The organism is Streptomyces sp. NPDC026301 (genome assembly GCF_055567935.1).
Genome location: NZ_JBVHPN010000005.1, coordinates 342,934 through 354,200 on the forward strand (window position 1 = coordinate 342,934; position 11,267 = coordinate 354,200).

Genomic DNA, 11,267 nt, shown 5'->3' on the forward strand with positions numbered 1-11,267 from the left:
TCCACCGGCCCCAACGGCGGAAAGAACGGCTGAGGGGTCGACGTGGACAGGAACAACCCGGCTGACCGCATCTGCCGCATCCAGCGCTTCGGCAGCACCCCCATCACACCTCAGCAACCGCCGCCATCACGCTCCTACGAAGCCTGCTGCGGGCCTCCACCTCCCACGGCATCACCCTCGCCGACTGGGACAAGGTCACCGACCTGCCCGCAGCCTGCCTCGGCGTGGTCATCACAACCCACCACTGACCCACATGAAGAACAAGGCCCCGCCGAACCAGGCAGGGCCTCCACATCACGCACGACAAGGGCGGCCCGCGTCTCGCCAAAGCCTCGGGCCGCCCTGCCCTCCCATCCCAGTCACGACACAGGAGGTGTCCAGCATGACCTGTTCCCTGTTCTGGCCCAAGGCACTGCGCGACGCGCTGACTGTCGCGGGCCGTGGCCTTCCCGTCTTCCCACTCGCCTCCAACAAGCTGCCGGCTCTCCGCAGCCCGCATCAGCGCGGCGAAGCGTGCCTCGGCGAGTGCGGGCGTCCCGGCCACGGCGTCCATGACGCCACCACCGACCGGGACCGCATCCGTGCGCTCTTCCACGCGGCCGGACGCGCGACGGGTTACGGCATTGCCTGCAACCGGGCGCCGGTTAACCTGATCGGCCTGGACCTCGACCGCAAGAACGGCGTGGACGGTGTGGCCGCCCTGCGCGGTCTCGCCCACGAGCACGGCTTCGCCATCGGCAGCACTGTCACCGTGAGCACTCCGAGCGGCGGCCTGCATCTGTGGCTGTTGGCCCCGGCCGGGACGGTCGTGCCGAACTCGGCCAGCCGCATCGGCCCCGGCATCGATGTCCGCGGCCAGGGCGGCTACCTGGCCGGCCCTGGCTCCTGGACCCCGCGCGGCGAGTACCGCCTGTGCCCCGGCACCGGCGCCACCGTCGCGCCCGTGCCCCCGGCACTGCTCCGGCTGATGCTTCCCGCTCCCTCCGCGACACAGCCTCGGCAGCAGACCTCTCCGGTCGGCCATGGAGACGATGACGCGCTGGTGCGCTTCGTTCGCGACGCACCGCGAGGCCAGCTGAACAACCGCCTGTTCTGGGCCGCCTGCCGCGCCTATGAGCAGGCCGCCGACCCCGACACCACCGCCGAGCAGCTGCTCGCCGCTGCCATCGAGGCCGGCCACCCGGAGCGCGGCGCGGCTCGCACCATCGCCAGCGCCCGCACGCGCATCGCAGGGAGGGCAACCCGTTGAGCGAGAAGGAAGGCAAGGGCCCCTCCCAGGCCAGCCAGCTCGTCACCATCGCCCGCGACCGGTACGAGCTGGTGACCTCCGAGGACGGCCGCCCTTACGGCGTGAAGAAGAAGGGGCCGAACCTGGCGATGCCGCTGCGCGGAAAGGCCGGCCTGCGCTCGCAGCTCGCCCGCATCTACACCGACCTCAACGACGGCGCGGTGGCCTCTCAGTCGGCCCTGGCCGACGCCATGACGGTGCTGGAAGGCATCGCCGGCGCCACCGACCCCGTACCCGTGCTGCTGCGCGTGGCCGGGGACGCGGACCAGGTCGTCGTCGACCTCGGCACCGCCGACGGCCGCTGCGTCGTCGCGGACCGCTCGGGCTGGTCGGTCCTGGAGCGGTCCCCGGTGCTCTTCCGCCGCTCCGGTGCGATGGCGCCGATGCCCGAGCCTCAGCCCGACGGCGACGGCCTGGCCGCGCTCCGCTCGCTGGTGAACATGGACGACGACGCCTTCCACCAGCTCGTCGCCTGGCTGGTGGCCGCATGGATCCCGCACATCCCGCACCCGGTCCTCACCTTCAAGGGCGAGCAGGGCACGGGGAAGTCCAAGGCCGCGCAGACGATCGTGAACCTGGTGGATCCCTCACCCGCGGCCAAGCGCTCGCAGCCGCGGGACGTGAAGTCCTGGGCGACGCAGGCGTTCAACTCCTGGGCGCTGTGCCTGGACAACATCAGCACCATCCCGCCGTGGCTCTCGGACACCCTGTGCAAGGCCGTCACCGGCGACGGCATCGTCGACCGTGCCCTGTACACCGACGACGACGTCGTGGTCCTCACCTTCCGGCGCGTATTGGCGATGACCACCATCGACGCTGGCGCCCTGGCCGGAGACCTCGCCGAGCGGCTGCTGATGCTGGATCTACAGCTCATCGACGAGAACAAGCGCCGCACGGAGGAAGAACTGGACAGCGCCTTCCGCGACGCCCGGCCCTCGATCCTGGCCTCCCTATTCGACCTGCTCTCGGCGGTGCTCAAGGAGCTGCCGAACGTGCAGTTGGAGCGGATGCCGCGGATGGCGGACTTCGCCCGCGTCCTGGCGGCCGTCGACCGCATCAAGGGCTGGCGCACACTCGCCTCGTACACCGCCTCGTCCGCCAACGTCGCTGCCGACGCTCTGGAGGGCGACCCGTTCGGTAGCGCCGTGGTCTCCCTGGTGGAAGCCAACGGCGGCTGGGAGGGCACGGCCGGGATGCTCCTGGAGCACCTGCCGCACCCCGAGGTGCCGCACCCGAAGTGGCCCAAGGACGCCACCCGCGCTGGCGGCCAGCTCAAGCGCCTCGCCCCGATCCTGCGCTCGGTCGGCATCACCTTCGACGACACCGCACGCACCCCCGACCGCCACCGGCAGCGCCTGTACAAGCTCACCGCACCCGCGAACACCAGAGATGAGCGGATTTCAGCGTCCGCAGCGTCCACAGTGTCCGCAGCGGTCTCTGACCTGGGTGGACTCGCGGACACTGCCGGCCTTCGCAGTGTCCGCGAAGTGTCCGGTCAGCGTCCGCAAAGCGCACTTGCGGACGCTGCGGACAGCGGACCGGACGCTGGGTCCACATCAGCGTCCGCAGCCACCCGTGCGTCTGAGCTGCAGGAACACCAGTCGCCGGACGCTACGGACACTGCGGACGCTGGAAAACACGCAATCTCTGGACGACAGCCCCTCTGCGCCGTCTGCCACGAACCGATGGACCGCGGCCTGGCCGCCCTCGGGGACACCACGCACACCTGTTGCGCTCGCTAGCCGCCGCATCGCGGCAGCAGCCGCCTGCCCTCTGAGGAGGAAATTCGTGCACTTCTCCCTGCCCACCTCGCACAAAGCACTCACCGTTCCCGAGGTCATGAAGGCACTAGGTCTGGGCCGGAGCACGGTCTACGACCTCATCCGCTCCCGTCGGCTCGAAAGCTTCACCGTCGGCCGGTCCCGCCGTATCCCCGCCGACGCACTCCACCGCTTCATCCAGCACCAGGTAAAGGAAGCCGCTTGATGGCCCAGCAGCGAAAGCGCAATCCCAACGGTGCCGGCACCATCACCAAGCGGAAGGACGGCCGCTACCAAGCCGCTGTCTACGTCCTCCAGCCCGATGGCACCCGCGCCCGGAAGTTCGCCTACGGCAAGACGTGGGCCGAGTGCGACGAGAAGCGCCGCGACCTGCTCGACAAGGTCAGCAACGGCATTGCCGTACCGACCCGTTCGGCCAAGCTCGCCGAGTGGCTGCCGTACTGGCTGGAGAACGTCATCAAGCCGAACCGAAAGCGAAGCACGTACAGCAAGTACGCGATGCACGTGCGGCTCTACCTCGTGCCGCTGGTCGGTAAGAAGCGGCTGGAGAGTCTTGGTCCACGTGACGTCCGGGTGTTCCTCGCCGAGGTCTCCCGGAAGTCGTCGGCCGCCACGGCCAAGGAAGCCCACCGCGTGCTGCGTACAGCTCTCACGGCGGCCGTCCGGGAGGAGCTGGTGACGCGGAACGTCGCTTCGCTCGTGGAGGCGCCGAAGGTCGTCAGCCGGGAGACGACGCCGTGGTCTCTGGACGAGACGCTGAGGTTCCTGGAGGAGGCACGGAGTGACCCGCTGTACGCGGCCTTTGTGCTCGCCATCGCGATGGGACTGCGGCGCGGTGAGGTGCTGGGGCTGCGCTGGTCGGATGTGGACCTGGACGGGCGCGTCATCCGCATCAGCAACCAGGTGCAGCGCATCGGCGGCGAGCTGTACCAGGACACCACGAAGACGGGGAAGCGCCGGCCGGTACCTCTCCCGCTGATCTGCCTGGCCGCTCTCCGCTGGCATCGGCTCCGCCAGGCCGCCGAGGCGGAGAAGCGGGGCACGGCGCTGGTGCAGGACGACGCGCTCGTCTTCACGACCCGCTACGGCCGTCCCATCGAGCCGCGGAACCTCAACCGGTCCTTCTCCCGGCTCACCGCGTCCGCCGGCCTCCGCTCCATCCGGCTGCACGATGCGCGGCACGGGTGCGCGACTCTCCTCACCGCCGCCGGAGTCGCGCCCCGCGTCCTGATGGAGATCCTCGGCCACAGCCAGATCAGCATGACCATGGACGTCTACACGCACGTTGCGCAGGACACCCAGCGAGAAGCGATCAGTCACATGGATCGGCTACTGAAGAGGCGAGTCGAGCGCGAGCGGTGATCGTTCCGCCGGTCGGCTGATGTCGATCGTGGATGTCAAAACGCCCCGGCCGGACCCTCGAAGGGGCCTGCCCGGGGCGTTTACGCAGTTCAGCGCGCCGAAGCGCTCCGAGCCCCCTGTCGGATTCGAACCGACGACCTTCGCTTTACAAGAGCGGTGCTCTGGCCAGCTGAGCTAAGGAGGCGTGCCTGGTGAAGTGTACCCAGGGCTGCAGGTTACCTGGGTGGAGAATTTTTGTGATGTCCGGGCTACTGACACCGGGTGTCGGTGCCGGTACCGTCCCTGGCAGTTCGTGCGCAGTGGACTACACCACATCGCGCACCGGGCTGCCCCATTCATTCCTTTACTCGGATCGTCCGGCACGTTCCTGCCGGTGAAGGGACACATCACCATGGCTACGGTCACGTACGACCAGGCAACCCGCGTCTACCCGGGTTCCGACAAGCCCGCCGTCGATCAGCTCGACATCCAGATCGAGGACGGGGAATTCCTCGTCCTGGTCGGGCCGTCCGGGTGCGGCAAGTCCACCTCCCTGCGGATGCTCGCGGGCCTGGAGGACGTCAACGGCGGCGCGATCCGCATCGGCGACCGCGACGTCACGCACCTTCCGCCCAAGGACCGGGACATCGCCATGGTGTTCCAGAACTACGCGCTCTACCCGCACATGACCGTCGCCGACAACATGGGCTTCGCGCTCAAGATCGCGGGCGTGAACAAGGCGGAGATTCGGCAGAAGGTCGAGGACGCGGCGAAGATCCTGGACCTGACCGAGTACCTGGGCCGCAAGCCGAAGGCCCTGTCCGGTGGTCAGCGGCAGCGTGTGGCCATGGGGCGCGCGATCGTGCGTGAGCCGCAGGTGTTCCTCATGGACGAGCCGCTGTCCAACCTGGACGCGAAGCTGCGCGTCCAGACCCGTACGCAGATCGCGGGCCTGCAGCGCCGTCTCGGGATCACAACCGTGTACGTCACGCACGACCAGGTCGAGGCCATGACCATGGGCGACCGGGTGGCCGTACTCAAGGACGGGCTGCTGCAGCAGGTCGACTCGCCGCGGAACATGTACGACCGGCCGGCGAATCTCTTCGTGGCCGGGTTCATCGGGTCGCCCGCGATGAACCTGGTGGAGGTTCCCATCACCGATGGCGGGGTGAAGTTCGGGAACAGTGTCGTACCGGTGAGCCGGGAGGCGCTGACCGCCGCGGCGGACAACGGCGACCGTACGGTCACGGTCGGCGTGCGACCCGAGCACTTCGAGATCGTGGAGCAGAACGGCAGCGCGGCGAAGACGCTGGCCAAGGAGGCCGCGGACGCGCCGGCGGGCCTCGCCGTGACGGTCAACGTCGTCGAGGAGCTGGGCGCGGACGGGTACGTGTACGGCACGGCCGAGGTCGGCGGCGAGGTCAAGGACCTGGTCGTCCGCGTGAACGGGCGGCAGGTGCCGGAGAAGGGCGCCCAGCTGCATGTCGTGCCGCGGCCCGGCGAGACGCACGTCTTCTCGACGTCGACGGGCGAGCGGCTCAGCGACTGAGCAACTGAGTGACTGCGCGACTGCGCGACTGCGCGACTGCGCGACTGCGCGACTGCGCGACTGCGCGAACGGGAGCTGTCGCATACCCCGCGCCTCAGGCGCGTCACGCGCGTGAGCATGTTGTAGGTGCCCGGAACGGGTGAGTTTGGCGGCGGGCGGGGTGGTCTTCCTTGGGGAGGGCCGCCTCGGCCGCCGTTTTCGCAGTCCGGCCCACTGGTTACGGGGGACGCGATTCGCTTGCGGTACGGGCGGTTTGAGGCGGCGGGCGGGTTGGGGAGGTACGTGAGCTTCCCCGTTGTCGACAAATACCCCGGCAGTTCCGCCATTTCGAGCAGTGTGCGTCAACATCATTTAACGCACGACAGGCGAATTCATCCCTCGACCGGGTGACTAAATGTCGCCAAATCATCACTGCTCGCTACCATCACGGACGTGAACTCCGCAGCCCGGCGTATCGGCCGAACTCTCGCTCTCGTCCTGCCCGTCGTCCTCGTACTCTCCGGGACGCTCGCCGTCACCCGCGTGCCGTGGGCCTCGCCGACCTCCGAGTCGCAGATGCTCACCGCGTCCTCCGGCACGGCCACTGGCCACCAGCAGCCCCGCAACAGAGCCCCGCAGGACCTTCTGCGTGACCAGCTCCTGGCCGAGCTCCAGGAGAAGAACCCGGGGACCGCCCTGACCCACCTCCAGGAAGCCACCACCAAGCGTCCGTCGCTGGCCAAGCACTGCGCGTCCATCGCCCGCGCCCTGGGCCGCGCCGCGGTCGAGAAGTACGGCGCCGCGCACCGCGCGCAGGCGTACTCGCGGCCGGTCTGCGACACGTCATTCGCGAGCGGGGTCGCCGCTGCGCAGTGACAGCAGCAGAAGCAGCAACGGCAGTAGAAGTTGCAGCAGTAGCAGGTGATGTACGTACGCGGCGCGCGGCGTTCCCTCTCGGAGCGCCCCGGAAACCGGCCGTCGGCCCCCTGGTCGCGGTGGCCACCGTCGGCCACCGCGATCACGGCATAGGGTGCGGATCATGACAGGTGTCCCGTATCCGCATCCCACGCAGGCCGTGGTCCTGGCAGGCGGCCAGGGCTCGCGGCTCCGCCCGTACACCGATGACCGGCCCAAGCCGATGGTCGAGATCCCGGGCACCGGAACCCCGATCATCGGCCACCAGCTGGTCTGGCTGGCCGCCGAGGGCGTCACCGACGCGGTCGTCTCCTGCGGCCACCTCGCCGAGGTCCTCCAGGACTGGCTCGACCAGGCCGAACTGCCCTTGCGGGTCACCACCGTCGTGGAGACCGAACCGCTGGGCCGCGGCGGCGGACTGAAGTACGCCGCCGCCTCACTCCCCCGCCCCGACCAGCCCTGGTACGCCACCAACGGCGACATCTGGACGCGCTTCTCCCTGCGCGAGATGGCGGACTTCCACCACGAACGGGGCGCGGAGGCCACGCTGGCGCTGGCCCGGCCGCGGATCCCCTGGGGCGCCGTCGAGACGGATCCCTTCGGGCACGTACTGGACTTCATCGAGGCGCCGCCGTCGCCGTACCTGATCAACGCGGGCGTGTACGTCTTCTCGGCGGCCTTCAGAGGGCTGCTGCCGGACCGTGGCGACCACGAACGGATGACGTTCCCGCGGCTCGCGCGCGAGCGCCGGCTGGCCGGTTTCCCGCTGCCGCACGGCGCCTACTGGCGCGCGATCGACACGGCGAAGGATCTCACCGAGGCGGCGAGCGAGCTCGCCAGGTACGGACACGGGCACGGGCACTGACACGGGTAGGGGCGCGGGTAGGGCCGGGGCCGCTGAACAGCCGCGGGCCGGCTCCAGTACCAGCACCATGTGCCAGCACCGCACCGCCACAAACACCGGCACCGCCGACCGCCACCGGTGCCGATACCGCCACCGCCACCAAATGCCAGTACCCATAACGGTCCAGTCGCCGCACTCATACGACATCCCCTTCACGGACCCAATCCGGGACCGTGAAGGGGATGTCGTATGTGCCGAGGACCTGCGGACAGGCCTACCGCCAGCCCGGCCGTCAGTCCGGCCCTCAGTCCGGCTCTCAGCCCGGCTCTCAGCCCAGCAGGCCGCCCAGCGTGCCGCCGCCGGAGGAGCCTCCTGAGGAGCCGCCCGAGGAGGAGCCGCCCGAGGAGCCGCCGCCCGTCGTGCCGCCGCCCGTGCCGGCCGTGGAGGTCGGGGCCTGGGTGGCGGGCGGGGGGTCGGCCGGGGCCGACTGCTGCGGCGGGCCGCTCGTGGTCCGGCCGGGCTGGGCGCCCTGGGTGGCGCCTGCCGTCTCCCTGGCCATGCTCGGCTGCGAGGCCGACGGGGAGGCCGAGGAGTCCGTACCGCGGGAGGCGCCCGCGGTGGGCGAGGCGCTGCTGCCCTGCGAGGCGCCCGCCGTGCGGCCGCTGTCCGTACGGCCGGGGGCTTCGCGCGGGGTGTGCAGCGGGCGGCCGGGCAGGCTGTTGGTCGGCGGCTCGCCCGGCTTCGGGACGGTCGGGCCGGAGGCGGACCGTACGGCGCCGCCCAGGAGCGAGCCGATCAGCAGCGTGAGGCCCGCGACCACCGCGGTCATCACCGCACCGCGACGCAGTACTCGGCGCCGCAGGTCCCAGACCTCGACGCGGGGGCCGAGGTTGCGCCACGCCTCGCCGGCCAGCCGCGCGTCGAGGGAGTAGACGGGGGCGCCCGCGATGATCAGGGGGCTCCAGGCGGCGAGGTAGATGATGTCCGGCGCGTCGTACACGGGGACGTTGCGCCAGCTGACGGTCATCAGGAGGGCGGCCGAGAGCAGCGCGCCCATGGAGGCGGCGACCCGCTGCCACAGGCCGCAGACGGTCAGTACGCCGACGACGACCTGGAGGAAGGCGACGGTGAGGCCGGCGCCGACCGGGTGCGCGAGCGCGAAGTCGCGCAGCGGCGTGGCGAGCGCCCACGGGTCCAGCGACTCCAGCCACTTGACCATGGAGCCGCGCTCGCCGCCGTCGAAGTAGACGGGGTCGCAGAGCTTGCCCATGCCCGCGTAGATGGTGATGAAACCGAGGAAGATGCGCAGGGGGAGCAGGACGACGCCGAGGTTCATCCGGCGGCCGGGGTAGAACGCCTGCTTGTCGCCGGCGAAGCGGCGGCCGCCCTCCTGACGGGGCTCGAATTCGGCGTCGCTGTACGGGCCTTCGCCGCTGTACGGGCCTTCGGCCCAGGCGTCGCCCGTGCTGCCGTACGGGCCGGGAGCCGCGCCGTCGTACGGAGCGGAGGAGGCGGGCCCTTCGGGGGAACCGTCGTACGGACCCGCGTACGAGCCGTCGGGCGAATCAGCGTACGAATCGGTGTACGAGCCGGCGTACGCACCGCCGTGGGCGCCCCTGCGCGCACCGTCGCGCCACGCGTTGCCGCCCTCGCCCGGCACGGCGTACGTGTCGTCACCCGTGCCGTACGTGTCGTCGGACCAGGCGCCGTCCGAGGGGCGGGCCTGTGGGAGTTGGGGCAGCAGCTCGGTGTCGTCGGAGGCGCCGCGGGGCCCGATCACGCCGGCCGACGGGGGCGGCGCGAAGGAGGTGGCCTCCTCGGACCTGACCCTGGGCAGCACCTGGGTCGCGCCGGCGTCGTCGCTGCGGCCCGCGTTGTTCCGCACGGCGTGCAGGAGTTGGGTGGTGGGGGCGGTGGTGTCGCCCGGTGTCGTACGGCCGCTCCAGACGACGGGCGCGCGCCGCCGGGCGGGCCCGGACGCGGCAGCACCGGGGCCGGCGGCGGTACCCGGCCCGGACGCGGCGCCTGCCGTGGCACCCCGCGCGGCGCCCGCCGACACGGGGGCCGCGAGCTGCACGCGGAAGCTGGCGTGATTGACGATGACCTGCGCGGGGTCGCACGGCACCTTGACCGAGCTCAGTACCGGCTCGTCATCGAAGCCCGGCGAGCGTCCCCCCGTAGGCGTGCGGGGTGTTCTGGTGTCCACGCTCATCTAACCGAGTGACCAGCGTTTAAGACACTGCCTTGACCGCGTCGATCTGTCCGAGACCCGTCAAAACTTCCCCTGCCGCACGGAGGGTTACGTTCTGCCCCGAGTTGTGGGGGTGTTTTGCCCGGGTGTGACCCCGGGCTGACGTCGACGTGGCCTCGGCAGCCCCGAGAGGGGAGGCGGACGGTGGCGCTGCGCGCGCGGGGACAGGCTTCGGCCCGCCCCGCGTGCGCCGCCCCGCGTGCACCGCGCCGCGCCGTGGGCATCAGCCCCGGCGGCGGCCGCGCTGTGCCCCTCAGCCCCGGCGGCGTGCCGCCTCCCACAGGACGACGCCCGCGGCGACGCCCGCGTTCAGCGACTCGGCGCCGCCCGGCATCGGGATGCGGACGCGCACGTCACAGGTCTCGCCGACCAGGCGCGAGAGGCCCTTGCCCTCGCTGCCGACGACGATGACGACCGGGCCGTCCAGCGCCTCCAGGTCCTGCAGCTCGACCTCGCCGTCGGCCGCCAGGCCCACGACGATCATGCCCGCCTTCTGGTACGACTCCAGCGTGCGGGTGAGGTTGGTGGCGCGCGCGACCGGCGTGCGCGCCGCGGTACCGGCGGAGGTCTTCCACGCGCCCGCCGTCATTCCGGCCGCGCGCCGCTCCGGTACGACCACGCCGTGGCCGCCGAAAGCGGAGACCGAACGGACCACCGCACCGAGGTTGCGCGGGTCGGTGACGCCGTCGAGCGCGACGATCAGCGGGTCCTCGCCGACGTCGAACGCGGCCGCGGCCAGGTCCTCCGGGTGCGCGTACTCGTACGGCGGGATCTGCAGGACCAGACCCTGGTGGTTGAGCCCGTTGGTCATCCGGTCCAGCTCGGGGCGCGGCGCCTCCAGGATGTTCATGCCGCGGTCGGCGGCGAGCTGGAGCGCCTCGCGCACCCGCTCGTCGCTGTCGATGAACTGCTGGACGTAGAGGGTCGTCGCGGGGATTTCCTCGCGCAGCGCCTCCACGATCGGGTTACGGCCGACGACGAGCTCGGCCGTGCCCTTGGCGCCGCCGCGGCGCGGGGCCGGGCGATGGTGCGCCGCCTGCTTGGCCTTCGCGTTGGCGACGCGGTTCTTCACATGTCCCTTGCGGGCGGACGCGGGCGGGGTGGGGCCCTTGCCCTCCAGGCCCCGGCGGCGCTGGCCGCCGCTGCCGACCTGCATGCCCTTCTTGTTGGACGTGCGGCGGTTCCTGCGCTGGCTGTTGCCGGCCATGGGTCACCTGTTTCTTACTGCTCTCGACGTCTCGCGACGTGGATGTGATGTCTGCTGCGTAGATGTCTGATGCGTATACACGTGCTACGTGTACTGCGTTTGCTACTCGTAC

The 11,267-nt window shown here is 70.8% G+C and carries 9 protein-coding genes and 1 tRNA gene; 7 read left to right on the top strand and 3 right to left on the bottom strand.

Going from position 1 to position 11,267, the window contains the following annotated elements:
• The first annotated feature begins 382 nt into the window (after positions 1-382).
• The 4 genes from ACZ4MH_RS11260 to ACZ4MH_RS11275 are packed head-to-tail and all read left to right on the top strand — an operon-like array spanning position 383 to position 4,431.
• A complete protein-coding gene (locus tag ACZ4MH_RS11260) occupies positions 383-1,249 on the top strand; it encodes a bifunctional DNA primase/polymerase (protein ID WP_351589511.1) in 867 nt (288 codons plus the stop codon).
• Positions 1,246-3,030, top strand: coding sequence for an ATP-binding protein (locus ACZ4MH_RS11265; protein ID WP_351589508.1), 1,785 nt, complete (start codon positions 1,246-1,248; stop codon positions 3,028-3,030). Before ACZ4MH_RS11260 ends, ACZ4MH_RS11265 begins: the two co-directional genes overlap by 4 nt.
• Positions 3,031-3,076: 46 nt before the next feature.
• Entirely contained in the window at positions 3,077-3,274 is a 198-nt protein-coding gene (locus ACZ4MH_RS11270) for a helix-turn-helix domain-containing protein (RefSeq protein WP_351589505.1), read from the top strand.
• Complete coding sequence (locus ACZ4MH_RS11275) at positions 3,274-4,431, top strand: tyrosine-type recombinase/integrase (RefSeq protein WP_351589502.1); 1,158 nt, start codon at positions 3,274-3,276, stop codon at positions 4,429-4,431. The genes ACZ4MH_RS11270 and ACZ4MH_RS11275 overlap by 1 nt, the downstream gene beginning before the upstream one ends.
• 110 nt (positions 4,432-4,541) lie before the next feature.
• On the opposite strand, the gene ACZ4MH_RS11280 is transcribed toward ACZ4MH_RS11275, so the two are convergent.
• Positions 4,542-4,615: transfer RNA gene (locus ACZ4MH_RS11280), tRNA-Thr, on the bottom strand.
• A 207-nt stretch (positions 4,616-4,822) separates the two neighbouring features.
• Here ACZ4MH_RS11280 and ACZ4MH_RS11285 point away from each other — a divergent pair.
• The 3 genes from ACZ4MH_RS11285 to ACZ4MH_RS11295 all read left to right on the top strand — a co-directional run bounded on the left by ACZ4MH_RS11285 (position 4,823) and on the right by ACZ4MH_RS11295 (position 7,718).
• Positions 4,823-5,959, top strand: coding sequence for an ABC transporter ATP-binding protein (locus ACZ4MH_RS11285; RefSeq protein WP_351589499.1), 1,137 nt, complete (start codon positions 4,823-4,825; stop codon positions 5,957-5,959).
• A gap of 432 nt (positions 5,960-6,391) precedes the next feature.
• Positions 6,392-6,814 carry a hypothetical protein gene (locus ACZ4MH_RS11290; RefSeq protein ID WP_351589496.1) on the top strand — a complete coding sequence of 141 codons (423 nt, stop codon included), beginning with the start codon at positions 6,392-6,394 and terminating at the stop codon, positions 6,812-6,814.
• 163 nt (positions 6,815-6,977) lie between these two features.
• Positions 6,978-7,718, top strand: a complete 741-nt coding sequence (locus ACZ4MH_RS11295) for a nucleotidyltransferase family protein (protein ID WP_351589493.1) — start codon at positions 6,978-6,980, stop codon at positions 7,716-7,718.
• Between the two features lie 307 nt (positions 7,719-8,025).
• Here ACZ4MH_RS11295 and ACZ4MH_RS11300 read toward each other — a convergent pair whose 3' ends face one another.
• A complete protein-coding gene (locus ACZ4MH_RS11300) occupies positions 8,026-9,909 on the bottom strand; it encodes a DoxX family protein (protein ID WP_467754468.1) in 1,884 nt (627 codons plus the stop codon).
• A gap of 292 nt (positions 9,910-10,201) precedes the next feature.
• Positions 10,202-11,155: a 23S rRNA (guanosine(2251)-2'-O)-methyltransferase RlmB gene (gene rlmB / locus ACZ4MH_RS11305; protein ID WP_351599497.1), complete on the bottom strand. Its 954-nt coding sequence runs from the start codon at positions 11,153-11,155 to the stop codon at positions 10,202-10,204.
• Positions 11,156-11,267: the final 112 nt, after the last annotated feature.

Coding starts and splice junctions, on each gene's coding strand:
- ACZ4MH_RS11260 (WP_351589511.1), top strand. CDS start 383: ATGACCTGTTCCCTGTTCTGGCCCAAGGCACTGCGCGACGCGCTGACT.
- ACZ4MH_RS11275 (WP_351589502.1), top strand. CDS start 3,274: ATGGCCCAGCAGCGAAAGCGCAATCCCAACGGTGCCGGCACCATCACC.
- ACZ4MH_RS11285 (WP_351589499.1), top strand. CDS start 4,823: ATGGCTACGGTCACGTACGACCAGGCAACCCGCGTCTACCCGGGTTCC.
- ACZ4MH_RS11295 (WP_351589493.1), top strand. CDS start 6,978: ATGACAGGTGTCCCGTATCCGCATCCCACGCAGGCCGTGGTCCTGGCA.
- ACZ4MH_RS11300 (WP_467754468.1), bottom strand. CDS start 9,909: ATGAGCGTGGACACCAGAACACCCCGCACGCCTACGGGGGGACGCTCG.
- rlmB (WP_351599497.1), bottom strand. CDS start 11,155: ATGGCCGGCAACAGCCAGCGCAGGAACCGCCGCACGTCCAACAAGAAG.